Raw genomic sequence first — 26,453 nt, 5'->3', positions numbered from 1 at the left:
CTTTGATCCATCAAAATCCGGCGCATGCCGACGGCCGGGATGGGTGCCGGCATGCGGGGCGACTTCTGGGTGGTGCGCTGCCGGGCCGCGCTTCTGCCGGCACCGCAAGGGCGCCGTGCGAAGGCGTGTGAAATTTAGTTATGCCGAGGAATCTTAATACATGCTTAGAGAAAGTCCTAGAAACTTGAATTGATGACAGACCTGTACATTCTTTTTTGACGCTCTTGTATCGCTCTGAAGACATGGCTTGCCATAAGCGTTTGCGGGCCGGTCTGGCGTCAAATACCAGTTCCGGTAACGGTATTTCATCCCCCGCTTGGGTGACCTTTGCACGCAATCAGTCCATGCAATTTCCAAATTGGAATAACGAATTTTGGTGACGCGTGCCAATGGCTGGCACCCCTGCGCCGCGATAATTTTCTTAACTCGCACTGCGAAGACACTGAATTGCCTTTTGCGGCGGCTCTGGGCTAACTTACGGCGAGAGTCGGCACGGTTGGCGTCGCGGCTGTGCGACGCCTGGGCCCCGCCGTTGCGAAGCGGAGAGATTCGTGAACAGACGGTATTCGGAAGAACAGATCCGCGGTTATCTCGCCGAGGCAGCCAGCGGCGTGCCGGTGCGCGAGCTGTGCGCGCGCTATGGCTTCAGCGATGCATCGTTCTACGGGTGGCGCAGCCGCTACGGCCAGCCCGGCACCGGCGAAGCGCGGGACGGGCGCAAGCTGCGCGAACTGCAGGAAGAGAATGCCAAGCTGAAGAGTATGCTTGCGGACGCGCTGCTCAAGCTTGAGCTGATGCGCAACCGCACCGGCCGCCGCGGCGGCAATAGCAAGGACCGCTAGCGACGGACGGTTCCCGCAACATGCCCACGGCAGACGGCTCGCCGTGGGCGGCTCTGGAGTCATGGGTTTGATGAAGTTTCTGATCAAGGCGGGCATGCTGGCATGCACCGCCATGGCGGCCGCCCCGTTGTGGGCGGCTGGCAATGCCAGTGCGGCTGCGGCCGCAGCCGCCGCTTCGGCGGCCGCTACGCCGATGGTGGCGCCGCCACCGCCGCGGATGCTGGATGAGGCCACCGCGGTGGTGGAAGGGCCTGGCGGCACGCTGTCGGCATCGCAGCGGCAGCACTGCCAGGGCTTGCTCGACCAGATCAACGCACTGCCCGGCGGACCGCAATGGTCCACCGGCAAAGGTTCGGTCACCACGGCTGACGGGCGCACCTACCCGACACTGGAACGGCAGGCGGATCGGAAGCGCCTGGAAGAAGCGTATCGCCAGCAGTGCGCGCAGGAGCGCCGCTGAGCGGTGGCCTGGCGGGGGCGGGCTGTCACCTGCGAACTTGTGGAGTCAACATGCATCGTCTTCAACAGCTTTTCGCATGGTGCCTGGCACTTGTGCTAATGGCTCCGCTGCAGCCCGCGCTGGCGCAAACCACGCTGAGCCAGGCGCAACTGGACCAGCTCACTGCGCCGGTGGCGCTGTATCCCGATGCGCTGTTGTCCCAGGTGCTGATGGCCGCCACCTATCCGGCCGACGTGGCCGCGGCGGCGCAATGGTCCAAGGCCAATCCCAGCCTGTCGGGCGACGCCGCCACCAAGGCGGTGGCCAGCCAGACCTGGGACCCCAGCGTGCAATCGCTCGCCGCCTTCCCGTCGGTGCTGGACATGATGGGCCGCCAGCCGCAATGGGTGCAGTCGATCGGCGATGCCTTCCTGGCGCAGCCCAATGACGTGATGGACTCGGTGCAGCGCTTGCGCTTGCAGGCGCAGAAAGCGGGCACGCTCAAGACCACCGAACAGCAGAAGGTGGTGACCCAGAGTACCGGCGGCACCACCATCGTGCAAATCGAGCCGGCCAATCCGCAAGTGGTCTATGTGCCTGCCTATAACCCGACCACGGTTTACGGCACCTGGCCGTATCCGGCCTATCCGCCGGCGTATTACCCGCCGCCGCCGGGCTCGGTGTTCGCCACGGCGCTGGTGTCGGGCATCGGCTTCGGGTTGGGTGTGGCAGCGGTCGATGCGATGTGGGGCGGATTCAACTGGCACGACCACGATGTCAATATCAACGTGAATCGCTACAACAACATCAATGTCAACCAGCGCCTGGACGTGAACCGTGCCAACGTGAACTGGCAGCACGATCCGGCCCGGCGCGGCAACGTCCCCTACAACAACGCGGCGGTGCGCGGCCGCTATGACCAGCAGCGCCAGGCCGGCCTGGCCAACCGCCAGGCGGGCGCGCAGCCGGGCCAGCGCGTCGGCGGCGCCGGCGCCGTGCAGCGTGAACCGTCGGCGCGTGACCAGGCTCGCGATCGCGCCGCCCGCTCGTTCGAAGGCCGTACCGGCCAGGCGATTCCCGGCCATGCCGGCGGCGTGGCCGGCCGCACCGAGGGCGCGCGGCAGGGCGCGGCCAGTGCCGGCACGCGCAATCCGCGTCCCGCCGGTGCCGAGCACCAGCGCGCCGATCAGGCCGCGGCACGTGACCGTGCGCGCAATGCCAATCGTGACAGCGCACTGCGCGACGCCGGCAACGGCGATCGCATGCGCCAGCAGACGCAGCGCGCCGGGTTTTCCCAGCACCAGGCGGCACCGGTGCGTCCGGCCGGGTTCAACCAGGGCGGCATGCGCCACGGCGATGGGCCGGCGGGCGGAGGCCGGCTTGGCGGCGGTGAACATTTTGGCCATGGCCGGAGGTAATGCAGATGCGCAAGACCGGTAACCTGATTCCCGCCGTCGCCTTCCTTCGCGGTGCGCGCATGCTGTCGCTGGTGGCTGCGACCCTGGCCCTGTCGCTGGCCGTCCCCGCGGCGGCGCAACAGGTCTTTCCGAGTCCGCAAGCGGCAGCCGACGCGCTCGGCGACGCCATCGCACGCAGCGATGCCGACGCACTGCAGCGTGTGCTTGGCAAGCAATACCAGTTGCTGGTGCCGCAAGGCTCGATCGATCAGGACGACGTCTATGACTTCCTGGGCGCATGGGCGCGCCACCATGCCGTGCAGCCCGAAGGCGACAACCGCGTGCGCATTGCGGTGGGCGAGAGCGGATGGACTTTCCCGGTGCCCCTTGCCCGGCAGAAGGGCGGCTGGCAGTTCGACCTGCCTGCCGGCCAGCAGGAAGTGCGCCGCCGCCGGCTTGGTCGCAACGAACTGGTCACCATGGAAACCCTGCTGCAACTGGCGGACGCCCAGCAGCGCTATGCCGAGCAGGTGGGCCAGGGCCGCTACGCCAGGCGGCTGATCAGCACGCCCGGCAAGACCGACGGACTCTACTGGCCGGCCGACAGCGAGCAGGACGCCAGCCCGCTCGGGCCCGATGCACTGGCGATGGGGCCGGAAACGCCTGCCGCCGACGCGTTCTACGGTTACCACTACCGCATCCTGCCGGCCACCCCGGGTAGCGACGGCGGCTACGGTCTGGTCGCATGGCCGGCGCGCTACGGCGATACCGGCGTCCATACCTTCCTGCTTGGAAGCGACCGTGTGTTCTACGAACGGGACCTGGGGTCCGGCACGGCATCGCGCGCCCGGGCCATGCGCAGCTTCTCGCCCGAAGGCTGGAAGCGGGTGGCCGATCGCTGACATCTTCCGCTTGCGCCGCCCGGAAATCATGGGCGGCCGGCGCCCACCGGCATCGTCAAGGCTCCGTTTCGTTTTCCCCACTCACAGTCCCCATTGGGGGTGGACGACTCACGTCTATGGTATGCTGCAACGCAACAATAAAGGCATAGGGGGAGATTCCGTCACAAAGGAGTCCTCATGACGAAGAGCCTTGCAGCAGACTGGCATGCTCGCATGCGGCGTTTGAGCCGCGTGCAGAACCGCACGGAAGCCCAGGTGAAATCCTGGCTCCGGCGCATGGATTCGCTCAATCCGCTCACACCGACGCGCCTGCCCGACCCGCCCAGGCCTGCCCGGCCCGCGCGCCCGGTTGCCGATCCCGGCATCCTGCCCGGCAGCTGGCAGGCGCACCGGCTGCGCCTGGCACCCATGCCGGGCGAACTGGTGCCGCAACTGTCTTATCACCTCTACATCCCGTCGAAGGCCCATCGCGGCCCGCTGCCGGTGGTGGTGGCGCTGCATGGCTGTCGCCAGACGCCGGACGAGCTGGCCGCGGGTACGCGCCTAAATGCACTGGCCGAACGCGAAGGCTTTATCGTCGCCTACCCGCAACAGCCATTGCGCCGCCAGGTGCAGCGCTGCTGGCAATGGTTCGACCTCGGCGCGGCCGACGGCGGACGCGAGGCGCAGGCCGTGGCCGCGCTGGTCGACGCGCTGGCGGCGCGCCATGACGTACGCGAGCGCGAGATCTACCTGGCGGGCATGTCCGCCGGCGCGGCCATGGCCGCGGTGGTGGCGCTGCGCTACCCGGACAAGGTGGCCGCCGTGGCGCTCCATTCCGGCGTGGTCATCGGCGCGGCCGGCAACCCCCGCGCTGGCCTGCGCGCGATGCAGGAAGGCTCCGAGGCCGAGCCCGCCTGGCTGCTCGATGCCGCCGGCGTAACACCGGGCGGCTCCGAGATGCCCGCACTGGTGATCCATGGTCTGGCCGATGAAGCGGTGCATCCGGTCAACGGGCGCCTGCTGGCGCGGCAGTTCCTGGCCTACAACGGCCTGGAAGACCGCCTCGCCGGCCGCCCCGCTCGCTTCGATCCGGAAGGCGACATGCCGGGCCGCTCGCATGAATACCGCTTCGGCCGCTGGCAGCGCGACCTGGTGACGCTGGTCGAGGTGGAAGGCCTGGGGCATGCCTGGAGCGGCGGCGACGACCGCTACAGTTACCACAGCGATATCGGGCCGGATGCGAGCGCGATGATGTGGGGGTTTTTTCGGCAGTATCGGCGCTGAGCCGCAGTGCGTGGCAGGCGCCTGAGTTTGTGTCGCCCGGCGTCGCACCGATCGGCACATGGGAAAGCGGACAATGCGAAGCCAAGCCACAATCACCTGCGAACTTCGCTCGCTCGGAGTCCATGCCGGCGACCTTGTGATGGTACATGCCTCGCTAAAGGCCATCGGCCCTATCGACGGAGGCGCTGTTGCCCTTGTGGCAGCACTTCGCGACGCCGTTGGCCCCGAAGGCACGCTGCTAGGTTATGCCTCATGGGATCGGTCTCCCTATGAAGAGACACTGCACGGTGCGAAGATGGACGAACAGCAGCGGCGCAACTGGCCGCCTTTCGATCCTGCAACGGCAGGCACGTATCGCGGCTTCGGCTTGCTCAACCATTATCTCGCCACATTCCCGGGTGCCTTGCGAAGCGGCCATCCGGACGCTTCCATGGTCGCGCTCGGACCACGCGCAAGATTCCTGATCGAGCCACATCGGCTTGGTGAAGCCTTTGGCAAAGGCTCTCCGATCGAGCGCTTTGTTAACGAGGGCGGCAAAGTGCTGCTGCTTGGCGCTGGTCTCGATGCTCTGACCGTCCTGCACTACGCCGAGGCCATTGCCGAGATCCCCGGCAAGCGCCGCGTCACCTATGAGATGCCTCTGCAAGGCGCGGACGGGCAGACCGTGTGGAAGGCCGCAGAGGACTTTGACTCGAACGGGATTCTGGATTGCTTTGCCATCGAAGGCCAGCCGGACGGTGTAGAAACCATCGCCAGAGCCTATGTTCCCTTAGGCCGGCACACCGAAGGCCAGGTGGGCTGTGCACACTGCTATCTGATCGACGCCCGGGATATCGTGGCGTTCGGCGTCGGCTACCTGGAACAGCACTATTTCGGGCTGTCCGCGAACCGTCGTTCCCGCGTGCGCGGGAATGACGGTAGTGATTGATCCCTTAACAGAACGGCATTTCACCACCCGTCCCGCTTTATCTGCCGCGATGGCCCTATCACCCCGGCGACCGCTCCTTCACAAATAGCGCCGTCACCATCCCCACCATACACAACGCCACCACATAATGCGCCGGCGCCAGCGGGTCGTTCTTCAGCATCAGCGTCACCACCATCGGCGTCAGGCCGCCGAAGATCGCATAGGACACGTTGTACGAGAACGATAGCCCCGAGAACCGCACCTGCGCCGGGAACGCATTGACCAGCACGAACGGCACCGCGCCGATGGTGCCGACCAGGAAGCCCGCCAGCGCGTACAGCGGCAGCAGCAGGTCGGGGCGGGTGAAGATGGTGGTGTAGAACGCGTAGGCGCAGACCGCCAGCAGCAGGCCACCGAAGAACAGCGTGCGGCGCGCGCCGATGCGGTCGGCCAGCGCGCCCGACACGATGCAGCCGACCGTCAGGCACAGCGTGGCGACGCTGTTTGCGACCAGCGCCGTGCGCGCGTCGAAGCCATACAGCTTCTGCAGGAAGGTGGGGGTCATCAGGATCACCACCACGATGCCGGCCGACAGCATCCAGGTCAGCAGCATCGACACCGCGACGCTGCCGCCGTGGTCGCGCATCACCGACTTCAGCGGCATCTCGGCGGCCAGCGCCTTGCGCTGCTGCAGTTCGGCGAACACCGGGGTCTCGTGCAGCCAGCGGCGCAGGTACATCGACGCGATGCCGAACACGCCGCCGATCAGGAAGGGTACGCGCCAGCCGTAGTCGGCCAGTTCGGCCGGGGTGAAGACGGTGTTGATGCCGGTGGCCACCAGCGAGCCGAGCAGGATGCCGGCGGTCAGCCCCGCGGTCAGCGTGCCGCACGCGTAGCCGACATGGCGCGCGGGCACGTGCTCGGAAACGAAGACCCAGGCCCCAGGCACTTCGCCGCCGACGGCCGCGCCTTGCAGGATGCGCAGCACCAGCAGCAGCACCGGCGCGGCCAGTCCGATCGACTGGTAAGTCGGCATCAGGCCCATCAGCAGCGTGGGCACGGACATCAGCAGGATCGACAGTGTGAACATCTTCTTGCGGCCGAGCAGGTCGCCGAAGTGCGCCATGATGATGCCGCCCAGCGGCCGCGCCAGGTAGCCCGCCGCGAAGATGCCGAAGGTCTGCAACTGGCGCAGCCAGTCGGGCACGGACGGCGGGAAGAACAACTGGCCGATCACCGTCGCGAAGAACACGAAGATGATGAAGTCGTAGAATTCGAGCGCGCCGCCGAGGGCGGCAAGGGAAAGCGTCTTGTAATCCTGGCCGGTGAGGGCGCGCGCGCTGGCGCGCGGCGTGCCGACACCCGCGGCGGTACTGCTGGTGGTAGACATGGAATGGACTCGCATGGAAGAGAACGCATGCGAAGCGCGCAGCACGGAATAACGTGATGGGTGTGGCCGGAGGGTACAGCGCGGGAGAGGCAGGCACGGCGCGGCGGGTAAGCCACAGGCTTGCGACGGAACGCTTCGCAAAGGACGTAAAGATACCAGATCGGCGCACGAGCCGTTGAGCGGTCAAAACCGGAAGTGGACCAGCGCCGGTCCGCGGGCGGGTCTGGCCGGGTCTATTTCTTTGCTTTGTCCGAAACCGTTGCCATAATGTCGAAAAATGTGAAATCCGGGGCACAAAGAAGCGTGCAGCGCCGGATTGCGGGGTCGGAATTTCTGGAACGTCATGGCATTCAAGCAATCCATCCAGGTGGCAGCCACGGTGGCTGCCACGCCGCGCGGCCGGCTGGCCATGCGCATTGCGGGCGGCCTGGCGGCGGCGCTGGCGGTGTTCGGGCTGGCGGGTTATTTCGGTGGCCCGCCGCTGATCAAGTACCTGGTCGAACAGAACGCGACCGCGGCGCTGGGGCGCAAGGTCACGCTGGGGCAGGCTCATGTGCGGCCGTTCGAGCTGGCGGCCACGCTGACCGACCTGACCATCTACGAGCGCGACGGCAAGACGCCGGCGCTGACGCTGGGCGAGGCGCAGGCCAATACCTCGCTGGCCTCGGTCTGGCACCTGGCGCCCGTGGTGGACAACCTGCATGTCGACCGCCTGGCCGTGCACGTGGTGCGAGGCGCCGACGGCCGCATGAGCTTTGCCGATGTGCAGGAAAGGTTCGCGGCGCTGCCGCCCAAGCCGGCCGATGCCAAGCCGGCGCGCTTCTCGGTGAACAACATCGCGGTGACCGGCAGCAGCGTGCGCTATGACGACAAGCTGCTCGACACCACCCTGCGCGTCGACAACCTGACGCTGACGCTGCCGTTCCTGTCCAACCTGCCGCACGACGTCGAGATCGTGACCCGGCCCACGCTGAGCGCGCAGGTCAACGGCACGCCGCTGGCGCTGGACGGCGAGGTGCTGCCCTTTGCCGATTCACGCCAGACCCGGCTCAACATCAACCTCGACGGGCTCGAGGTGGCGCGGATGATGGCGTTCGCGCCGCCGTTGCGCGATGCCGAAGTCAAGTCCGGCAAGCTCGATACGCGGCTGACGGTGGCGTTCCGCCAGCAGCAGGACACGCAGGAGATGGTGGTGCTGGGCACCGCCGCGCTGCGCGAAGCCGACGTGCGCACGCGCGCCGGCCAGCCGCTGATCCGCAGCGGCAAGCTGGCGGTCGATATCGCCAGGCTGGAGCCGCTGGCGCACCGCGCGCAGCTGCGCAGCGTCGAGATCGACGGGCTGGCGGTGGAGGCGGCGCGGCGCGCGGACGGCTCGCTGAACCTGGCCACGGCATTCCTGCCGCAGGCGGTGAGCCGGTCCACCGATGGCGTGGCGCCGGCACCGGCGCCGGCCTCGGCCCCCGTCGCCGCTTCGGCTGCTCCGGCAGCCCCGGCGACGGCCGCGGCCAAGGAAGTGCCGTGGCGCTATGCGGTCGACCGCATCGTCGTCAGGCAGGCCCGGGTCGGATTCGAAGATGCGCTGGCGCCATCGGGCCCGGGCAAGCTCGCGCTCGGGCCGCTCGATGCCGAGGTCAAGGGCTTTGCCGGCACCGACGGCGACAAGCCCGTGCGCGTCGAGGCCACGCTGACCGTGGCCGATGGCCAGACCCTGCACCATACCGGCGACCTGCTGCTGCGCGACGGCTCGATGGCCGGCACGCTGGAAACCACCGGGCTGCGCCCGCAGGGCTTTGCCGCCTGGTGGCCGCGCGAGCTGCGCAGCCAGTTCGGCACCACCGCGGTCAATGCGGAGCTGCACTACCGCATGGCCTGGGGCGCGCCGCAGTTCCAGTTCGTGCTGGAAAAATCGCGGCTGGAACTGGCGCCGCTGTACGTCGCCACGCGCGACCCGGTGGTGATGCCGGCGGCCGCCGCACCGCGTGCCAGCGCAGCCGATGCGCATGCCGCGGACCGGCCGCAGGGCGTCGGCCGCCGCCCGCGCGATCGCGCCGGCGACCGCGGCAGCGACCGGGATGGTGCTGCGCTGCCGCTGCTGCAGGCGCAGAAGCTGGTGCTGGACGATATCCAGTTCGACCTCGCCAAACAGACCTTTGCCACCAGCCAGGTGACGCTGGCGCAGCCGCAAATCGCCGCCACGCGCGATCATCGCGGCGAATTGCTCGAGATGGCGCGGCTGTGGGCGAGCGCATCCGCGCAGCAGGCACGCGCCGCACCGCGGCGCACGCCGCAGGCCAGTGCCAATGGTGCCAACGGCGCTGCTGCCGGTGGTGGCTGGAGGGCGAATATCGGCAAGGTCGTGGTGGAAGGCGGCAGCGCCCGCCTCGCGGACTACCAGCCGGCGCAGGCCAACCGCGGCCGCCCGGTGATCCACCAGTTCCGCAATATCGGCCTGAGCACCGGCGCGGTGGCCTGGCCGCTGACGCCGGCGGCGGTGCCGGTCAAGCTGCATGCCGAATCCGGCCGCCGTGGCGTGATCGGCATCGATGGCACGGTGTTGCCGGCGCTACCGGCCAGCCGCCTGCAGCTGGACCTGCGCCAGGTCGACGTGAGCCCGTTGCAGCCTTACCTGGCTGACCGCTTCAACGCCGCGCTGCGCAGCGGCACGCTCACGGTCAAGGGCCGGCTCAATGTCGACGCGCCGGCCGGAAAGCCGCTTGCCGCGCATTTCAACGGCAATGTGCAGACCGGCAACGTGCGCACGGTCGACCGCGTCAGCGGCGACGATTTCCTGCGCTGGCGCTCGCTGGCGGTGTCCGGCATCGACTTCGCGATGGACGAGAGCAAGGGACCGATGCGCGTCAGCCTGGGCAATATCGCGCTGTCCGATTTCTACGCCCGCGTGATCCTGAACGCCAACGGCCGCCTGAACCTGCAGGACGTGCTGGCCGGCGGCGCGGAGAAGGGCGAGGCGGCGCCATCCACCAGCCTGACGCAAGCCAACCCGGCCTCGGCGCCGGCCGCGCCGCCGGTGCAGGCCGGCGACACGCGCACCGCACAGGTCGAGCAGAAGCCGGGCGGGCCCAAGCCGCAGATCCGCATCGGCGGGGTCTCGGTCGACAAGGGCAACATCAATTTCTCGGACTTCTTCGTCAAGCCCAACTACACCGCCAACCTGACCGGCATGAAGGGCTCGGTGTCGAAGGTGTCGTCGGGCGATCCCACCCCGGCCGACCTGGTGCTGGACGGCCGCATCGACGACGACGCGCCGGTCAATATCAGCGGCAAGCTCAATCCGCTGGGCGAGCAGCTGTTCCTCGACATTGCCGCCAAGGCCGCGGGCGTCGAGCTGACGCGGCTCACGCCGTATGCCGCCAAGTACGCGGGCTATCCCATCACCAAGGGCAAGCTGACCGTGGACGTGGCCTACAAGATCGAGAACGGCAGGCTCGATGCGCGCAACCACCTGTTCCTCGACCAGCTCACCTTCGGCGAGCGCGTCGATAGCCCCGATGCGACCAAGCTGCCGGTGCTGCTGGCGGTGTCGCTGCTCAAGGACCGCAATGGCGTGATCGATGTGAACCTGCCGGTGTCGGGCTCGCTGTCGGATCCGGAGTTCAGCATCGGCGGCGTGATCGTGCGCGTGATCGTCAACCTGCTGACCAAGGCGATCACCTCGCCGTTCTCGCTGATCGCCTCGGCCTTCGGCGGCAGCGGCGAGGAACTGGGCTATGTCGAGTTCGCGCCCGGCACCGCCACGCTGACCCCGGCGGCCAGGGACAAGATCGCCAAGCTGGGCCAGGCGCTCAATGACCGGCCCTCGCTGCGGCTGGAAATCAGCGGCCGCATCGATCCCGCCACCGATGAAGCCGGCGCGCGCCGCGCCTGGCTGGATGCGCGCGTGGCCGAGCAGAAGCGGCGCGACCTGCGCGACAACGCGCAGGCCGGTGTCGCAGCGGGTGACGACGAGGCCGGCGAGCAGGGCGCCGACGTCAAGGTGTCGAAAGCCGAGTACCCGAAGTACCTGGAGCAGGTCTACAAGCGCACCTCGATGAAGAAGCCGCGCAACTTCGTCGGCTTTGCCAAGACCCTGCCGCCCGAGGAGATGGAAAAACTGCTGATGGCCAACGCCACCGTGACCGAGGCCGACCTCAAGCGCCTGGCCGAGCAGCGCGCGCTGGTGGTCAAGCAGTCGCTCGAACGCGAAGGCAAGGTGCCCGAGAGCCGGCTGTTCCTGACCGCGCCCAAGCTCAGCGCCGAGGGCATCAAGGACAAGGGCACCCCCAACCGCGTGGACTTTTCCATCCGCGGCTAGCGCGGGTGGCGGCGCCGGCACCGCGCGGCGCCGCCATAAGCCCTGCTTCGAAAACCGGTATGATTCGGCCCGGACAATCCGTTCCATCGCCGAATCAGGAGTGAATTTTGCAGCAGGAGCCAATGGAAGCCGCCGTCGCCTACAAGACGTGGGTGTGCGTGATCTGCGGCTGGGTGTACGACGAAGAGCAGGGCTGGCCGGAAGACGGCATTGCCGCCGGCACGCGCTGGGAGGATATCCCCGATGACTGGCGCTGCCCGGAATGCGACGTCGGCAAGGGCGAATTCGCGATGATCGAGCTGTAACGCTGCAGGCACTTCTCAAGAGCTGGAAGGCGCAGCCACCTGGTTTGCCTTCCACGCTGCGAGTTCCGAGGGGCGCAATCCATAGCGGGCCAGCACGCCCTCATGCAACCGCCGGAGCTCCGAACGGTGGCGGGATTGTGGCGCAGTTTTAATGAACTGCGCCACAAACTGCGCCAAATATGGCGCAGTTATGTCAACCAAGCGATTCAAGGGATACGTGCGTGGCAGTCAACCCTGCCTGCGCGGCGCGTGCCGGCACAGCCCCGCGCGCTGCCGCTGCACCGCGCACCTCCGGTACCGCATCCGGTACGGATGACTGCAGCGCCACAGCGCCCGCCACACGGTAATGCACAGCAGCGCCACCATGATGGCGGCAAGCAGGCCGATCGACATAGCGGGACCTCCTCCCACTACGTGTGAACCGACTCCCGCGGGAGTCAGATCAGCAGCGGTAATGCCTCGAGCACCAGCACCGCGACCAGTGCGCCGATCAGCGCGCCCATGGTGCGGCAACTGATGCGCAGGAACTTCGCGGTTACCGGGATCGAGCCCATGGCGATCACGCCTACCAGCGCCATCGGAATCAGGAATACAAGATCATGCGCGGTGAAGTGCATGGCGGTCTCCTGTCTCTCTTTTGTGATTCCAGTATAGGCAGTGTGTGCCGTATGGACGGTGTGCGCATCGGGATTGTCCCCGATGCGGCGCTTGTGCCGGCGCGCGCAGGTATCGGCGGCCGCACTTGCCTTAGGCGGTCGTTGCGCGACGTACGCAATCCGAGCCTTTTTTCGGCTGGCCGCTCTCGAAGCGCTGAACGCTTGTCCTATGCTGAGCAGAGACGCGGGGCGTGTTTCCCCTTTCGTGCGATGCCCCGCCGACGAGAGAGACGGAGGTGGCTATGGAACTTCACATGCAATCGCACCACTACGTGCGACGACTGCCGGACTGGACCGCGGCAGCGGTGTCCGGGCTGGCGGCGGGCGCGTTGCTGCTGGTGCTGGAACTGTTCTGGTCGTCGATGGTGTCGGGCGTCAACCCCTGGGTGGCCACGCGCATGATCGCGGCGATCGTGATGGGGCCGGAGGTGCTGCAGACCTCGCTGTTCAGCGTCGGTACGGTGGCCGCGGCACTGGTGATCCACTTCGTGCTGGGCGCGGTGCTGGGCATGATCCTCGCGGCGATCCTGGCACCGTTCACGCTCGATTCCAGCCTGGGCCTGGCCATGCTGGCGGGCGCGGTGTTCGGGGTGCTGGTCTACGTCTTCAACTTCTATGTGATGACGCGGGCGTTCCCGTGGTTTGTCGAGGTGCGCGGCTGGCACACCTTCGTCGGGCACCTGATCTTCGGCATCGCGGCGGCGGCGTGCTACTGGAAGCTGGAAAGCAAGGACGTCTCGCACTGAGCGCGAGCCGGCCAGCACGCTGGACCGGCACACAGCAGCTGCGGCGGCGGGAGCCACGGGTTCCCGCCGCCGCTTTTTCCTTGTGCGGCGCACTTGTGCATTGCGACACCAATGCCCCGGCGTGTCGCCTTGCAGTGACCTGACGGCATGCACTAGTCTTATCTCTACCTGCGTGACTTGCGCATCCCTCGCCGCGCGCGAGGAGGAGGGTGGATATGGCGATGGCCATCGCACTCGTCGTCATGGTTGCCGCATCGGTGCTCTTTCATTTCCTGAGCCCGTGGTGGGCAACGCCGCTGGCGTCCAACTGGAAACAGATGGACGACACGCTGACCATTACCCTGGTCATCACCGGCATCTTCTTTATCGGCATCAACCTGTTCGTTGGCTACATCGTCTGGCGCTTTCGCCATGATGCGCCGCATCCCAACGGCGGCAGCGGCCACCGCGCGTCCTACCACCCCGAAAACAGCAGGCTTGAACTGTGGCTGATCGGCGGCACCACGCTGGGCGTGATCCTGCTGCTGGCGCCGGGTTTGTTCGTCTACGCCGACTACGTGCGCCCGCCGCGCGAGGCGATGGTGATGGAAGTGGTCGGGCAGCAATGGTCGTGGGCGTTCCGCTTTCCCGGCAAGAGCGGGCAGCTGGGCGCGTCGGACGCGCGCTTCGTCACCGGCGCCAATCCGCTCGGGCTGGACCCGGACGATCCGCGCGGGCTCGACAACGTCGTCATCGTCGGCCCTGAGGTGCACCTGCCGCTGAACCAGCCGGTCAAGGTGCTGCTGCGTTCCAAGGACGTGCTGCATGACTTCTACGTGCCGCCGTTCCGCGCGCGCATGAACATGGTGCCGGGCATGGTGACATCGTTCTGGTTCACGCCGACGCAGGCGGGACGCTTCGACATCCTGTGCGCGCAGCTGTGCGGCGTGGGGCATTACAACATGCGCGGCACGGTGGTGGTGGAAGAGCCGGCCGCGTTCGAGGCGTGGCTGGCGAAGCAGCAGACCTTTGCCATGACGCTGGCGAAGGCCGCGGCGCCGCCTGCTGCGATGGCCGCGGCCGCGCCCGGTGCGGCGGGTGCGGCCGGCACCATCGAGAAGGGCCGCGCGCTGGCGCAGAGCAAGGGCTGCGTCGGCTGCCACAGCATCGATGGCAATCCGGGCGTGGGGCCGACCTGGAAGGGCCTGTACGGCAAGACCGAGACTTTTGCCGACGGCAGCAGCGCCAGGGTGGACGATGCCTTCCTGCACAAGGAGATTGCGGACCCGCATGCGCGGCTGGTCAAGGGCTATGGCCCGGTGATGCCAAAGGTGCCGGTCAGCGACGACGAGGTCGCGGCGCTGACCGCGTATATCAAGTCGGTCGGCAGCGGCGCGGCGGACGCCGGCATGGTGGCGCCGGTGGCGCCGGCCGACGTCCCGCCCGGCGCGGCCGCCACCACCAGCGCCGCGACCACGGCGGCGGCCGGTTCGGCAGCGCCCGCGGCCACGGCCGGCGCAGCGTCCGGCAGCTATACGACTTCGACGGCCGTCGCGGTGCCGCCCACGGCCGCGCCCGCGCCGCCGCGCCAGTAAGGAGACCTGCATGGCCTACGCCGATGACGCCGCCCATCACGCGCCGCAGAGCTTCTGGACGCGCTATGTCTGGAGCCAGGACCACAAGGTCATCGCCGTGCAATACACCATCGTGGCGATCGTGGTCGGCCTGGTGGGCGTGGCGCTGTCCAACCTGATGCGCATGCAGCTGGGCTTCCCCGGCCGCTTCGAGTTCATCGACGCCAACCGCTACTACCAGTTCGTCACCATGCACGGCATGATCATGGTGATCTACCTGCTGACCGCGCTGTTCCTGGGCGGCTTCGGCAACTACCTGATCCCGCTGATGGTGGGGGCGCGCGACATGGTGTTCCCCTTCCTCAACATGCTCAGCTTCTGGGTCTACCTGCTCTCGGTGATCGTGCTGCTGGCCAGCTTCTTCGTGCCGGGCGGACCCACCGGCGCGGGCTGGACGCTGTATCCGCCGCAGGCCATCCTGCCCGGCACGCCGGGGCACGACTGGGGCATCATCCTGATGCTGGTGTCGCTGGCGATCTTCATCGTCGCCGCGACGATGGGCGGGCTGAATTACGTCACCACCGTGCTGCAGGCGCGCACCGAAGGCATGACGCTGCTGCGCATGCCGCTGTCGGTGTGGGGTATCTTCATGGCCACCATCCTCGCGCTGCTGGCGTTCCCGGCGCTGTTCGTGTCGGCGGTGATGATGCTGCTCGACAAGACCATGGGCACCAGCTTCTTCATGCCGGCAATGGTGTCGATGGGGCAGCAGCTGCAGTACAAGGGGGGCAGCCCGCTGCTGTTCCAGCACCTGTTCTGGTTCTTCGGCCACCCCGAGGTCTATATCGTCGCGCTGCCGGCCTTCGGCATCGTCTCGGACCTGATCAGCGTGCATTCGCGCAAGAGCATCTTCGGCTACCGCACCATGGTCTGGGCGATCCTGGCGATCGGCGTGCTGTCGGTGGTGGTGTGGGCGCACCATATGTTCGTCAGCGGCATGAACCCGTACTTCGGCTTCTTCTTCGCCACCACCACGCTGATCATCGCGATCCCGACCGCGATCAAGGTCTACAACTGGGTCATTACGCTATGGCGCGGCGATATCCACTTCACCGTGCCGATGCTGTTCGCGATCGCCTTCATCAGCACCTTCATCATCGGCGGGCTGACCGGGCTGTTCCTGGGCAACGTCAGCGTCGACATCCCGCTGTCGAATACCTACTTCGTGGTGGCGCACTTCCACATGGTGATGGGCGTGTCGCCGATCCTGGTGGTATTCGGCGGGCTCTACCACTGGTATCCCAAGGTGACCGGGCGGATGCTGAACGACACCATGGGCAGCATCCACTTCTGGGTGACCTTCGTCGGCACCTATGCCATCTTCTTCCCGATGCACTACCTGGGCGTGCTGGGCATGCCGCGGCGCTACTACGCATGGGAGAACTACGCCTTTATCCCGGAATCGGCGCACGTGATGAACATGTATATCTCGGTGGCGGCGTTCGTCGTTGCCACGGCGCAGCTGATCTTTGTCTTCAACCTGTTCTGGAGCCTGCGGCACGGGCGCAAGGCCGACGGCAACCCGTGGCGCGCAGCTTCGCTGGAATGGCAGACGCCGCAGACCCCGCCGGCGCACGGCAACTGGGGTCCGCACCTGCCGGTGGTGTACCGCTGGGCCTATGCCTACAGCGTGCCGGGGGCGCGCGAAGACTTTATCGCGCAGAACGCGCCGCCCGAAGAAGGCGGCGCCGAGCCTGAACCGCACGCCAGCCGCGGAGCCGTAGCATGAACGCCGACGCCGTCTACAAGGTCAGCCGCGACGACTTCGGCGGCAACCCTTCGGGCGAGAACGCCGCCAACCGACACCCGCAGCGCCGCGCGCCGGCCAGCATCGGCCTGTGGGTGTTCATGGGCGTGGTCACGTCGCTGTTCGCGCTGTTCCTGACCGCCTATGCGCTGCGCATGGACAGCCCGGACTGGCACCGCATCGCGCTGCCGTGGCAGGTATGGCTGTCGACCGCGCTGCTGGCCGCGGGCAGCGTGGCGATGGCGGTGGCCTCGCGCGCCGCGGGCCGGGGCGAGATGGCCGCGGCCCGGCGCGCGCTGCGCCTGGGCGGGCTGGGGGCGGCCGCTTTCGTCGCTTCGCAGCTGTGGGCGTGGCAGGCGCTGGGCGCGATGCAGGTGATGCCGGCCGGCAATCCGGCCGGCAGCTTCTTCTACCTGCTGACCGCGATGCACGGGCTGCACGTGCTGGGCGGCCTGGCGGGCTGGGGCTTTGCCATGACGGCGCGCGGCAGCGGCGCGGCCGCGGTGCTGCGCCTGCGGCTGTGCGCGCGCTACTGGCATTTCCTGCTGGCGGTGTGGGCGGTGCTGCTGGCGGCGCTGGGATGGCTCACGCCCGAACTGGTGCGCTATATCTGCGGCACGGCCTAGCGCCGGCGGCAAGGAGGACCGGCATGTCGACGCAACTGTCTTCACCCTCGGCAACCCCCGGCGTGGCGCCCGCGCCGCCGGTGGGCGGCGTGCGCGGCATGCTGGCCGACTGGTCGTCGGACCAGCAGGCCTTCAAGGTGTCGTGGGGCAAGGCGATGATGTGGATCTTCCTGCTGTCCGACACCTTCGTCTTCAGCTGCTTCCTGACAGGCTACATGACCGTGCGCATGTCGACCACGGTGCCGTGGCCCAACCCGAGCGAGGTGTTCGCGCTGCACGTGGGCGGCGCCGACATCCCGCTGCTGCTGATCGCCATCATGACCTTCGTGCTGATCACCAGCAGCGGCACCATGGCGATGGCGGTCAACTTCGCCTACCGGCGCGCGCGGCGCGAATGCGCGACGCTGATGTTCGTCACCGCGGCCTTCGGCGCGCTGTTCGTCGGCATGCAGGCATTCGAATGGACCAAGCTGATCGTCGACGAGGGCGTGCGGCCCTGGGGCAACCCGATGGGGGCGGCGCAGTTCGGCTCGACCTTCTTCATGATCACGGGCTTCCACGGCCTGCACGTGTCGTGCGGCGTGATCTACCTGCTGGTGGTGGCCATGCGCGTGCTGCGCGGGCGCTATGAGGCCACCGGCAACTACCAGATCGTCGAGATCGCCGGGCTGTACTGGCACTTCGTCGACCTGGTGTGGGTGTTTATCTTTGCGCTGTTCTATCTCTGGTGAGAGTGGCCATGGCATCGAACCCTGCAACCCCCGCGGCGCCGGCAACGCCCCCGCATGCCACTGGTGCGGACGCCGCGCACCACGGCCAGCAGCATCCGATCGGGCTGTACCTGAAGATCTGGCTGCTGCTGTTCGTGCTGTCCGCGCTGTCCTACATGGTCGATTACTTCCATGTCAGCGGCTACCTGCGCTGGACCCTGATCCTGCTGTTCATGAGCCTGAAGGCGGGGCTGATCGTGGCGGTGTTCATGCACATGGCATGGGAGCGCATGGCGCTGATCTGCGCCATCCTGATCCCGCCGCTGTGCCTGCTGGTGCTGGTGTGGCTGATGGCGGAAGAAGCGAATCATACGTTCCTGACGCGCGGCATCTTCTTCCGCTGACGGGGAGGCGCCGCCGGCCCCGGGGAGGGCGCCGGCGGCAGGCCGCCTTGCCCCGCCCCCGGGCGCTCAGACCTGGGTGATGAACTTGGTCACCAGGTAGCCGTCGAAAGTCTCCAGGCCGCCTTCGCTGCCGATGCCCGAGTCCTTGATGCCGCCGAACGGGGTTTCAGCCAGCGCCATGCCGAAGTGGTTGATGTTGACCATACCGGCTTCGAGGCCGTTGGACACCTCGGTCGCGGTCTTCAGCGAGTTGGTGAACACGTAGGACGCCAGGCCGTAGGGCAGGCTGTTGGCGCGGCGCAGCACCTCGGCGGTGTCCTTGAAGCGCGTCACCGGCGCCACCGGGCCGAAGGGCTCGTCGGTCATCAGGCGCGCGTCGTCGGGCAGGTCGGTGACCACGGTCGGCGCGAAGAAGTAACCCTTGTCGCCCAGGCGCGAGCCGCCCGCCACCACCTTGCCGCCGCGCTGGCTGGCATCGTCCAGGAACTGCTCCATCGACAGTACCCGGCGCTCGTGCGCCAGCGGCCCCATCTGGGTGCCGTCCTCGAGGCCGTTGCCGACCTTGATCGAGCCGATCACCTCGGTGAAGCGTGCCAGGAAGCGGTCATAGGCCTTCTCCTGGACGTAGAAGCGCGTGGGCGACACGCATACCTGGCCGGCATTGCGCAGCTTGAAGCGCGCCAGCATCTCGGCGGCCGGGTCGATGTCGGCATCGTCGAACACCAGCACCGGCGAATGCCCGCCCAGCTCCATGGTGACGCGCTTCATGTGCGCGCCGGCCAGCGCCGCCAGCTGCTTGCCCACCGGCACCGAGCCGGTGAACGAGATCTTGCGCACGATCGGCGATTCGATCAGGTAGGTCGAGACCTCGGACGGCACGCCCCAGACGATGTTGAGCACGCCCGGCGGCAGGCCGGCGTCGTGGAACAGCTGCGCCAGCGCCACCACCGCGCTGGGCGAGTCCTCGGGGCCCTTCAGGATCAGCGTGCAGCCCGCGCCCACCGCGGCGACGATCTTGCGGATGGCCTGGTTGAAGGGGAAGTTCCACGGCGTGAACGCGGCGCAGACGCCGATCGGCTCGCGCACCACCAGCTGGCGCACATTGGGCTGGCGCGGCGGGATCACGCGGCCGTAGATGCGGCGGCATTCCTCGGCGTGCCAGTCGGCGTGCTCGGCGCAGACCATGATCTCGCCGACCGCCTCGGCCAGCGGCTTGCCCTGGTCCAGCGTGATATTGCGGCCGATGTCGCGGGCGCGCTCGCGCGCGAGTTCGCCGACGCGGCGCAGGATCTTGCCGCGCTCCAGCGGCGAGGTCTTCTTCCAGCTTTCGAAGGCGCGCTGCGCGGCGGCCAGGGCGCGGTCCAGGTCGGCGCGCGTGGCGTGCGGCAGCTGGCCCAGCACTTCCTGCGTGGCCGGGTTGATGACCTCCTGCTCGCGCCGGTCGCCTCCCTTGATGAATTCTCCGTCGATATAGAGGGCGAGATCCTGGTACATGCGTGTTCTCCTGGTGGGCGGTGAAAGCGCAAGCTTAACCCGGCCGCCGCGTTCATGCAGCGCGCCGGGTGGGTGCCTGCCAGGAATGTGCGGAAACGGGCCCGCCGGGCCGTCAGCGTCCGGCCCGTGAGCCCGGTGTCAGGCGGGGTCGCGCGTGCGTGCCATCGCGGCGGGGGCGGCCACGGCGCCGGTGCGCGTGGCTTCCACCACCAGGATCACCAGCAGCGTGATCAGGCTCAGCCCGAACACCGCATAGCCGATGCTGTCGCCCTCGATCGCAAACAGGCTGGGCGCGTAGGACGGGCTGGTGCAGATCATGGCGCCGGCCGACATGCCGGTGTAGTGCATGCCGCAGACCGCCACGCCCATCACCACGGCCGCCGCCAGCTGCTTGCCGCTGGTCTTCACCGTGGTGGCAAGCCACAGCGCCACCACCGACACCACCACCGCGATCACCACCGACAAGCCAATGATGGCGAGATCCCAGTCGAAGCGGGTGTTGGAACGGATCGCGGCCATGCCGGTGTAGTGCATCGCCACCACGCCCAGCCCGGTCAGCACGCCGCCCTGGACCACGTTGGCGCTGCGGCTGCCGCGCGGCCGCGACGCGATCGCCAGGCCGGCCCCGGCCAGCACCATCACCACCAGCAGCGAGGCCAGCGTGGTGAACAGCCCGAACTCGCGATGGGTCGGGGTCTGGTAGGCCACCATGCCGATGAAGTGCATCGACCAGACCGCGCCGCCGCCCAGCGCCACGCTGGCGCACAGCAGCCGGTCGACGTCCAGGCGCCCGTCGGGCTGGCGCACCCGGCGCGACCAGCGCAGGCCCACGTAGGCGCCGCACACCGAGATCAGGAACGACAGGCCCACCATCGGCCAGTCATAGGCAAACGGCACCAGGGCGCCGGCAACAGGCTCGAAACCGACAAACATGACCCCACCTCCTTGTTTTGACTGCGGCGGAAGGCGCTCGCATGCCGGATCGATCCGGATAAGCCCGGATAAGCCCGGATAATCCCGGATAATCCCGTCCGGCAGCCGGCCCGGGACGCGCTGGTCCCAGCCGGAGTATGCGTCGCCGGCCATCGGCCGGAAATAACTCATTCAGGTAAAAAGGCGGGCGAGACGCCACGGGCGGCCGGCACTGGCGGCGGTGCGGACGCCGCGGCACGCTTGTAGGCCGCCGGGGGGCAGGAATAGACTGGGCGGATTTCCCTCGCGCGACGCCCCATGAAGCCCGATGCCAGACTGACCACCGGCCCGATCGGCCGGACCTTGCTGCTGTTCTCGCTGCCGGTGCTAGGCAGCAACATCCTGCAGTCGCTGAACGCCTCGATCAATTCGGTCTGGGTCGGGCGCTTCCTGGGCGAGGCCGCGCTGACCGCCACCTCCAACGCCAACATCATCCTGTTCTTCCTGCTGGGCGTGGTGTTCGGCATCAGCATGGCCAACACCATCATGATCGGCCAGGCCGTCGGCGCGCGCGACGTGGACCAGGCGCGCCGCGTGGTCGGCACCAGCACCACCTTCTTCGTCGCGCTGTCGGTGCTGGCGTCCGCGCTCGGCTACTTCTACACCGCCGACATCCTCGCGGCGATGCGGACTCCGCCCGATGCCGCGCCGCTGGCAGTGGCCTACCTGCGCATCATCTTCCTGGCGCTGCCGTTCATGTACTTCTACAACTTCGTGATGATGACGCTGCGCGGCGCCGGCGATTCGCGCACGCCGTTCTGGTTCATGCTGCTGTCGGTGGTGCTGGACGTGGTGCTCAACCCGGTGCTGATCTTCGGCGTGGGGCCGATTCCCGCCATGGGCATCGCCGGCTCGGCGCTGGCCACGCTGATCGCCCAGCTGGCGAGCCTGGCGGCGATGATGGCGCTGCTGTACCGGCGCCGGCATTTCCTGCTGCTGCATCGCGGCCAGCTGGCGCTGCTGGTGCCGGACCCGGCGATCCTGCGCGCGCTGGTGGTCAAGGGCCTGCCGATGGGCCTGCAGATGGTGGTGATCTCGTCGTCCGCCATCGTGATGATGGCGCTGGTCAACGCCTATGGCTCGCAGACCACTGCCGCCTATGGCGTGGCGTCGCAGCTGTGGACCTATGTGCAGATGCCCGCGCTGGCGGTGGGCGCGAGCGTGTCGTCGATGGTGGCGCAGAACGTCGGCGCCGGGCTGTGGCAGCGCGTGGCGCGCGTCACGCGCATGGGGCTGCTGTTCAACGTCGCCATGACCGGCGCGCTGGTGGCGCTGATCTACCTGTTCAATCGCCATTCGCTGGGGCTGTTCCTCGGCACCGACGGCGTCGCCATCGGCATCGCGCAGCATATCAACGTGGTGGTGCTGTGGTCGTTCGTCCTGTTCGGCTTCACCATCGTCATCTTCGGCACGGTGCGCGCCACCGGCGCGGTGATGGCGCCGCTGGTGATCCTGTTCCTGTCGATGTGGGTGATCCGGCTGCCGTTCGCCTGGGCGCTGGGCCCGCGCCTCGGCGCCGACGCGATCTGGTGGAGCTTTCCGCTCGGCTCGGTGGTGTCGCTGGCGCTGGCGCTTGGCTACTACCGCTTCGGCAACTGGCGCGGCAGCCAGATCCTGCCCGTCGCGCCGCATCCGGCAGAGGCTGTGGGGCAGGCGCCCGATACCAGCATGGGCACACCCTGCGAAGACGCAGGCGAGGTCGTCGAGGCGGCCAGCAGCGCCAGGCCAACGGCCGAGGCCGCGCGCTGATTGCCCCGCGAGCCCCGCGTTGAAAGCCTTCCGAAAGATCGATGTGTCATCGTGTCATCGCTGACACTCCTTCCCAGCACACGCGTGCCCTGCCGCCAGGGCATCGGCACGCGTCTTTGCGGCCGCGCCCTGCGTTGATGCAAGGGCGCGCGCCGTCTTGTTTCGTCTGACGTTCCTGTCGACTTTCCCTTCGTATTTCTTGCGTAAAATTACATCACAACGTGATGCATTTGCGCGTGCGTCATCGCCGGCTTTGCCTTGTTTTAAGGGTTCATTGGTAAATACCCCTAAAACAGGACAAATGAAAGGCACCTGAAAGATCACGTCTCTAAGGTTCGGGTCAACCGTCGGGAAGCATGCCCGCCTGCATGTCTGTTGCGCCTGAGCCAGTGCGCCCCCGGCACGGCATTTCGTGAACTTTGAGGAGAATCGTTTTGCGCATACGCAGCCAAAAGGACTTTGCCTCCGGCCTGATGTTCATTCTGGTCGGGCTGGGCTTTTCCTGGGTCGCTCGCGGCTATTCCATGGGGACGGCCGCCAAGATGGGACCCGGATACTTTCCATTCCTGCTGGGCCTGGTGCTCGCGGTGCTGGGGGCGGTGGTGCTGCTGGCCTCGCTGTCGCCCAAGGGCGAGCAGGACCACCTGGCCCGCTGGGACCTGAAGACCTTGCTGTGGATCCTCGGCTCGGTGGTGCTGTTCGGCCTGCTGCTCAAGCCGCTGGGCATGGTGCTGTCGGTGTTCGTGCTGGTGCTGGTGTCGTCGATGGCCAGCCACGAGTTCAGCTGGAAGGGCGCGCTGCTCAACGCGGTGGTGCTGGTGCTGATCAGCCTGGGCGCCTTCGTGTACGGCATCAACCTGCAGATGCCGGTGTGGCCGGCCTTCATCACCGGTTAAGGAGCGCCGCATCATGGAATTGTTTGAACACCTCGCGCTGGGTTTTTCGACCGCGCTGTCGCTGCAGAACCTGGCCTACGCCTTCCTCGGCTGCGTGCTGGGCACGCTGATCGGTGTGCTGCCGGGCCTGGGACCGCTGGCCACCATCGCCATGCTGTTGCCGATCACCTATACGCTGCCGCCGGTGGCCGCGCTGATCATGCTGGCCGGCATCTACTACGGCGCGCAGTACGGCGGCTCGACCACCGCCATCCTGGTGAACCTGCCGGGCGAATCGTCGTCGGTGGTGACCACCATCGACGGCTACCAGATGGCAAGGCGAGGAAGGGCAGGGGTGGCGCTGGCCACCGCCGGCCTGGGCTCGTTCTTCGCCGGCTGCGTCGCCACGCTGATCCTGGCCGCGTTTGCCACGCCGCTGTCGGAAATCGCCTTCAAGTTCGGCCCCGCCGAGTATTTCTCGCTGATGGTGCTGGGCCTGATCGGCGCCGTGGTGCTGGCCTCCGGCTCGCTGCCCAAGGCCATCGCGATGATCGTGCTGGGCCTGCTGCTGGGCCTGATCGGCACCGACGTGAACTCGGGCGCCGCGCGCTTCTCGTTCGATGTGCCGGAGCTGACCGACGGCATCGACTTCGTCGCGCTGGCGATGGGCATGTTTGGCTTTGCCGAGATCATTGCCAACCTGGAGCAGAAGGAAGCCCGCGAGACCTTCACCAACAAGGTCACCAACCTGTTCCCGACCAGGGAAGACTTCAAGCGCATGATCCCGGCCGTGCTGCGCGGCACGGCGCTGGGCTCGGCGCTGGGCATCCTGCCTGGCGGCGGTGCCTCGCTGGCTTCGTTCGCGGCGTACTCGCTGGAGAAGAAGACTTCCAAGAATGCGCATGAGTTCGGCAAGGGCGCGATCGAAGGCGTGGCGGGTCCGGAATCGGCCAACAACGCCGCGGCGCAGACCTCGTTCATCCCGCTGCTGACGCTGGGCATCCCGCCCAATGCGGTGATGGCGCTGATGGTGGGGGCGATGACCATCCACAATATCCAGCCCGGCCCGCAGGTGATGACCAGCAACCCGTCGCTGTTCTGGGGCCTGATCGCCTCAATGTGGATCGGCAACCTGATGCTGATCATCCTGAACCTGCCGATGATCGGCATCTGGGTGAAGCTGCTGACCGTGCCGTACCGCTTCCTGTACCCGGCGATCCTGGTGTTCTGCGGCATCGGCGTGTACTCGGTCAACAACCAGACCTTCGACGTGTTCATGGCCGCGGGCTTCGGCGTGATCGGCTACCTGTTCCTGAAGCTGAAGTGCGAACCGGCGCCGCTGCTGCTCGGCTTCGTGCTGGGGCCGATGATGGAAGAGAACTTCCGCCGCACGCTGCTGCTGTCGCGTGGCGACTTCAGCGTGTTCGTGACCCGGCCGCTGTCGGTGGGCCTGCTGATCGCGGCCGCCGCGCTGGTGGCGGTGGTGGCGCTGCCGTCGATCAAGGCCAAGCGCGAGGAAGCGTTCCAGGAAGACTAGCGCCAGCGAGCGCCCCGGAATGGCGCCGGCCCGGCAAGCGGCCGGCGCAAGCAACGCAAGCTTTCGGGGTGCCTTCGCGCACCCCGTTTTCTTTCGCGGGCGCGGCGCGCGCCGCGCGTCCGCCCGCCCTGTTTCCCAGAGAGTGCCCGACTGCGGCAGCAGTCATGGGCTGCGCATGATGATCAGGATTTCCGCACCATCGGGTGCGCCGACAGCGCCCATGAAACCGCCTACCCTTGACCGGTTTTTCTCCAGAATCTATGTGCTCAAGCTGGTCCAGTCGAGCCCGTCGACGGTGCTCAGCCTGGTCGACCGGCTGCGCGAGCGCGGCATCGACAAGAACATCCGCTCGCTGCGGCCGATCCTGCGCAGCCTGATGATGGCCCGCGCCATCACTGCCGAGCTGGTCGAAGGCAGCGGCCGCGTGTATTGCATCACCGCGCAGGGGCGGGCCGAACTGGAGTCGTATATCTCGCACCTGGCTGTGCTGAAGGCGGAGCTGGAGCCGGGCGACGAAACGCCGGCGCGGCGCGACGCCCAACCTTAAGAAAAAAGAGGCCGGTCCCTCCGGACCGGCCTCCGCGCATGATGCCCGCCTGCCACGGGCAAACGCGACAGCGGTTATTGCGTCGTCACCAGCTCCAGGCCGGCTTGCGACTCGTCGTCGCCGCGCGCCACCAGCACCTTGATCTTGTTAGGCGTCAGGCCGGCAATGCCGTCCGACGGGATGGTGGTGATCAGCCAGTCGGCGTTATTGGCCAGCGTCAACGCGCCCGAGTCGAAGATCACGGTCTTGGAGCCGGCTGGCGTGATGCGCAGGCGGTAGGTGGTGTTGCCGTCCAGGTCGATCGAATCCTGGCCCGATGCCGGTGAGGCCTGCTTGTAGCCCACCGCGGCGAAGGTCGGCGCGACCGAGTTCAGGTCGATCGCGGGCAGGGTCACGTAGATGTCGATGTTCTGCGCATTGAACGAGGCGTTCAGCGAGCGCACGCGCGCCTTGTTCGACAGCAGGCCCTTGCCGAACGGATCGTCGATCGTCACCGTTTCCGCGACCGACGCACCCGGCACCGCCACCACGGTGTACTTGTGGCCGGTGGCCGCCACCAGGCTGCCGCGGGCCAGTTCGGTCTGCGTGCCGGCGGCGTTGAACGAGATCAGCTGGTTGCCGGTTTCAACGTTGAAGTAGGTCGAGACGAACTTGTAGGGCTTGTTGACCATGCTGGTGAGCGAGCCGTTCTGCAGCACGTCGACATTGGGGCCGCCGGTGACGGCGTGGATCACGCGCACGCTCGGCTTGCTCAGGCCGATGCGGTCGTCGATGCCGTCATCGCCGCCGCCGCACGCTGTCAGCACCGCGGTCGCGGCCAGCGCCAGGCCGAGGAAAAGGGTCTTGGATCGAAGCATGGGTCACCTCTTGCTGTTGGAGTCAGAGACGAGCTGGCCCATGCCGGCGCGGATCGCGGCGGCCGCGTGGCCAGTTGCTATCTGGTATGCAGGCGCGGGATCACGCTTGCCGTGATGCAACGATAGGTTTGAACCGATGGGCCAGACAGGCGCAACGCTC

Annotated in this window: 24 protein-coding genes; 18 read left to right on the top strand and 6 right to left on the bottom strand. The window is 67.4% G+C overall.

Annotated features, from left to right (window positions below; translation table 11 throughout):
• The first annotated feature begins 551 nt into the window (after positions 1–551).
• From U9J39_RS24120 to aac(3), 6 genes are all read left to right on the top strand, one after another.
• Positions 552–842, top strand: coding sequence for a transposase (locus tag U9J39_RS24120; RefSeq protein WP_172581848.1), 291 nt, complete (start codon positions 552–554; stop codon positions 840–842).
• Positions 843–909: 67 nt separating this feature from the next.
• Positions 910–1,302: a hypothetical protein gene (locus U9J39_RS24115; protein WP_240987793.1), complete on the top strand. Its 393-nt coding sequence runs from the start codon at positions 910–912 to the stop codon at positions 1,300–1,302.
• Positions 1,303–1,352: 50 nt separating this feature from the next.
• Entirely contained in the window at positions 1,353–2,699 is a 1,347-nt protein-coding gene (locus U9J39_RS24110; RefSeq protein ID WP_326348274.1) for a DUF3300 domain-containing protein, read from the top strand.
• A gap of 5 nt (positions 2,700–2,704) precedes the next feature.
• Positions 2,705–3,580: a DUF2950 domain-containing protein gene (locus U9J39_RS24105; RefSeq protein ID WP_373429573.1), complete on the top strand. Its 876-nt coding sequence runs from the start codon at positions 2,705–2,707 to the stop codon at positions 3,578–3,580.
• 177 nt (positions 3,581–3,757) lie between these two features.
• Positions 3,758–4,846 (top strand): extracellular catalytic domain type 1 short-chain-length polyhydroxyalkanoate depolymerase, encoded by a 1,089-nt coding sequence (locus U9J39_RS24100; protein ID WP_115713736.1) that lies wholly within the window; start codon positions 3,758–3,760, stop codon positions 4,844–4,846.
• A gap of 73 nt (positions 4,847–4,919) precedes the next feature.
• Complete coding sequence (gene aac(3), locus U9J39_RS24095; protein WP_326348273.1) at positions 4,920–5,774, top strand: aminoglycoside 3-N-acetyltransferase; 855 nt, start codon at positions 4,920–4,922, stop codon at positions 5,772–5,774.
• 58 nt (positions 5,775–5,832) lie between these two features.
• On the opposite strand, the gene U9J39_RS24090 is transcribed toward aac(3), so the two are convergent.
• Positions 5,833–7,143, bottom strand: a complete 1,311-nt coding sequence (locus U9J39_RS24090; protein ID WP_326348272.1) for an MFS transporter — start codon at positions 7,141–7,143, stop codon at positions 5,833–5,835.
• A gap of 343 nt (positions 7,144–7,486) precedes the next feature.
• Here U9J39_RS24090 and U9J39_RS24085 point away from each other — a divergent pair, with 343 nt between their 5' ends.
• On the top strand, positions 7,487–11,455 hold the full coding sequence (locus U9J39_RS24085; protein ID WP_326348271.1) for a DUF748 domain-containing protein: 3,969 nt from the start codon (positions 7,487–7,489) through the stop codon (positions 11,453–11,455).
• A gap of 107 nt (positions 11,456–11,562) precedes the next feature.
• Positions 11,563–11,760, top strand: a complete 198-nt coding sequence (locus U9J39_RS24080; RefSeq protein ID WP_115713732.1) for a rubredoxin — start codon at positions 11,563–11,565, stop codon at positions 11,758–11,760.
• 228 nt (positions 11,761–11,988) lie between these two features.
• Here U9J39_RS24080 and U9J39_RS24075 read toward each other — a convergent pair whose 3' ends face one another.
• Entirely contained in the window at positions 11,989–12,153 is a 165-nt protein-coding gene (locus U9J39_RS24075; RefSeq protein WP_326348270.1) for a hypothetical protein, read from the bottom strand.
• A 44-nt stretch (positions 12,154–12,197) separates the two neighbouring features.
• On the bottom strand, positions 12,198–12,377 hold the full coding sequence (locus U9J39_RS24070; protein WP_041228702.1) for a hypothetical protein: 180 nt from the start codon (positions 12,375–12,377) through the stop codon (positions 12,198–12,200).
• A gap of 281 nt (positions 12,378–12,658) precedes the next feature.
• Between U9J39_RS24070 and U9J39_RS24065 the strand changes: the two genes are divergently transcribed.
• The 6 genes from U9J39_RS24065 (at position 12,659) to U9J39_RS24040 (ending at position 18,262) form a co-directional block, all read left to right on the top strand.
• On the top strand, positions 12,659–13,162 hold the full coding sequence (locus U9J39_RS24065; RefSeq protein ID WP_111516864.1) for a hypothetical protein: 504 nt from the start codon (positions 12,659–12,661) through the stop codon (positions 13,160–13,162).
• Positions 13,163–13,377: 215 nt separating this feature from the next.
• The gene (locus U9J39_RS24060; protein WP_115713730.1) at positions 13,378–14,736 is read left to right on the top strand and encodes a cytochrome c oxidase subunit II; all 1,359 of its coding nucleotides are present in this window, start codon (positions 13,378–13,380) and stop codon (positions 14,734–14,736) included.
• A 10-nt stretch (positions 14,737–14,746) separates the two neighbouring features.
• Positions 14,747–16,504: a cytochrome c oxidase subunit I gene (gene ctaD / locus U9J39_RS24055; protein ID WP_115713729.1), complete on the top strand. Its 1,758-nt coding sequence runs from the start codon at positions 14,747–14,749 to the stop codon at positions 16,502–16,504.
• Positions 16,501–17,148: a bb3-type cytochrome oxidase subunit III gene (locus U9J39_RS24050; RefSeq protein ID WP_115713728.1), complete on the top strand. Its 648-nt coding sequence runs from the start codon at positions 16,501–16,503 to the stop codon at positions 17,146–17,148. The genes ctaD and U9J39_RS24050 overlap by 4 nt, the downstream gene beginning before the upstream one ends.
• Positions 17,149–17,171: 23 nt before the next feature.
• A complete protein-coding gene (locus U9J39_RS24045) occupies positions 17,172–17,879 on the top strand; it encodes a heme-copper oxidase subunit III family protein (protein WP_115683456.1) in 708 nt (235 codons plus the stop codon).
• Between the two features lie 8 nt (positions 17,880–17,887).
• Complete coding sequence (locus U9J39_RS24040; protein WP_111516868.1) at positions 17,888–18,262, top strand: cytochrome C oxidase subunit IV family protein; 375 nt, start codon at positions 17,888–17,890, stop codon at positions 18,260–18,262.
• 66 nt (positions 18,263–18,328) lie between these two features.
• On the opposite strand, the gene U9J39_RS24035 is transcribed toward U9J39_RS24040, so the two are convergent.
• Together U9J39_RS24035 and U9J39_RS24030 are read right to left on the bottom strand one after the other, a co-directional pair.
• On the bottom strand, positions 18,329–19,756 hold the full coding sequence (locus tag U9J39_RS24035; RefSeq protein WP_018008347.1) for an NAD-dependent succinate-semialdehyde dehydrogenase: 1,428 nt from the start codon (positions 19,754–19,756) through the stop codon (positions 18,329–18,331).
• 138 nt (positions 19,757–19,894) lie between these two features.
• Positions 19,895–20,689, bottom strand: coding sequence for an MHYT domain-containing protein (locus U9J39_RS24030; RefSeq protein ID WP_326348269.1), 795 nt, complete (start codon positions 20,687–20,689; stop codon positions 19,895–19,897).
• 297 nt (positions 20,690–20,986) lie between these two features.
• On the opposite strand from U9J39_RS24030, the gene U9J39_RS24025 reads away from it, so the two are divergent.
• From U9J39_RS24025 to U9J39_RS24010, 4 genes are all read left to right on the top strand, one after another.
• The gene (locus tag U9J39_RS24025) at positions 20,987–22,477 is read left to right on the top strand and encodes an MATE family efflux transporter (protein ID WP_326348268.1); all 1,491 of its coding nucleotides are present in this window, start codon (positions 20,987–20,989) and stop codon (positions 22,475–22,477) included.
• Between the two features lie 434 nt (positions 22,478–22,911).
• Entirely contained in the window at positions 22,912–23,373 is a 462-nt protein-coding gene (locus tag U9J39_RS24020) for a tripartite tricarboxylate transporter TctB family protein (protein ID WP_115713725.1), read from the top strand.
• A 13-nt stretch (positions 23,374–23,386) separates the two neighbouring features.
• Positions 23,387–24,889 carry a tripartite tricarboxylate transporter permease gene (locus U9J39_RS24015; RefSeq protein WP_092310851.1) on the top strand — a complete coding sequence of 501 codons (1,503 nt, stop codon included), beginning with the start codon at positions 23,387–23,389 and terminating at the stop codon, positions 24,887–24,889.
• Positions 24,890–25,109: 220 nt separating this feature from the next.
• Positions 25,110–25,436 (top strand): helix-turn-helix transcriptional regulator, encoded by a 327-nt coding sequence (locus tag U9J39_RS24010; protein ID WP_115713724.1) that lies wholly within the window; start codon positions 25,110–25,112, stop codon positions 25,434–25,436.
• A 74-nt stretch (positions 25,437–25,510) separates the two neighbouring features.
• On the opposite strand, the gene U9J39_RS24005 is transcribed toward U9J39_RS24010, so the two are convergent.
• Positions 25,511–26,293, bottom strand: coding sequence for a DUF4397 domain-containing protein (locus U9J39_RS24005; protein WP_115683450.1), 783 nt, complete (start codon positions 26,291–26,293; stop codon positions 25,511–25,513).
• Positions 26,294–26,453: the final 160 nt, after the last annotated feature.

It is taken from the genome of Cupriavidus sp. SS-3 (genome assembly GCF_035818815.1).
GTDB classification, from domain to species: Bacteria; Pseudomonadota; Gammaproteobacteria; order Burkholderiales; family Burkholderiaceae; genus Cupriavidus; species Cupriavidus taiwanensis_C.
The sequence above is the reverse complement of the archived record's forward strand: the minus strand, read 5'-3'. Positions and strand labels throughout refer to the sequence as shown.

Excerpts from the sequence above, each read along its gene's own strand:
- U9J39_RS24025 (WP_326348268.1), top strand. The coding sequence starts at position 20,987 with ATGAAGCCCGATGCCAGACTGACCACCGGCCCGATCGGCCGGACCTTG.
- U9J39_RS24085 (WP_326348271.1), top strand. The coding sequence starts at position 7,487 with ATGGCATTCAAGCAATCCATCCAGGTGGCAGCCACGGTGGCTGCCACG.
- U9J39_RS24100 (WP_115713736.1), top strand. The coding sequence starts at position 3,758 with ATGACGAAGAGCCTTGCAGCAGACTGGCATGCTCGCATGCGGCGTTTG.
- U9J39_RS24040 (WP_111516868.1), top strand. The coding sequence starts at position 17,888 with ATGGCATCGAACCCTGCAACCCCCGCGGCGCCGGCAACGCCCCCGCAT.
- U9J39_RS24005 (WP_115683450.1), bottom strand. The coding sequence starts at position 26,293 with ATGCTTCGATCCAAGACCCTTTTCCTCGGCCTGGCGCTGGCCGCGACC.
- U9J39_RS24015 (WP_092310851.1), top strand. The coding sequence starts at position 23,387 with ATGGAATTGTTTGAACACCTCGCGCTGGGTTTTTCGACCGCGCTGTCG.
- U9J39_RS24050 (WP_115713728.1), top strand. The coding sequence starts at position 16,501 with ATGAACGCCGACGCCGTCTACAAGGTCAGCCGCGACGACTTCGGCGGC.
- U9J39_RS24065 (WP_111516864.1), top strand. The coding sequence starts at position 12,659 with ATGGAACTTCACATGCAATCGCACCACTACGTGCGACGACTGCCGGAC.
- U9J39_RS24045 (WP_115683456.1), top strand. The coding sequence starts at position 17,172 with ATGTCGACGCAACTGTCTTCACCCTCGGCAACCCCCGGCGTGGCGCCC.
- U9J39_RS24090 (WP_326348272.1), bottom strand. The coding sequence starts at position 7,143 with ATGTCTACCACCAGCAGTACCGCCGCGGGTGTCGGCACGCCGCGCGCC.
- U9J39_RS24030 (WP_326348269.1), bottom strand. The coding sequence starts at position 20,689 with ATGTTTGTCGGTTTCGAGCCTGTTGCCGGCGCCCTGGTGCCGTTTGCC.
- U9J39_RS24075 (WP_326348270.1), bottom strand. The coding sequence starts at position 12,153 with ATGTCGATCGGCCTGCTTGCCGCCATCATGGTGGCGCTGCTGTGCATT.
- ctaD (WP_115713729.1), top strand. The coding sequence starts at position 14,747 with ATGGCCTACGCCGATGACGCCGCCCATCACGCGCCGCAGAGCTTCTGG.
- U9J39_RS24035 (WP_018008347.1), bottom strand. The coding sequence starts at position 19,756 with ATGTACCAGGATCTCGCCCTCTATATCGACGGAGAATTCATCAAGGGA.
- U9J39_RS24070 (WP_041228702.1), bottom strand. The coding sequence starts at position 12,377 with ATGCACTTCACCGCGCATGATCTTGTATTCCTGATTCCGATGGCGCTG.
- U9J39_RS24105 (WP_373429573.1), top strand. The coding sequence starts at position 2,705 with ATGCGCAAGACCGGTAACCTGATTCCCGCCGTCGCCTTCCTTCGCGGT.
- U9J39_RS24110 (WP_326348274.1), top strand. The coding sequence starts at position 1,353 with ATGCATCGTCTTCAACAGCTTTTCGCATGGTGCCTGGCACTTGTGCTA.
- U9J39_RS24060 (WP_115713730.1), top strand. The coding sequence starts at position 13,378 with ATGGCGATGGCCATCGCACTCGTCGTCATGGTTGCCGCATCGGTGCTC.
- U9J39_RS24010 (WP_115713724.1), top strand. The coding sequence starts at position 25,110 with ATGAAACCGCCTACCCTTGACCGGTTTTTCTCCAGAATCTATGTGCTC.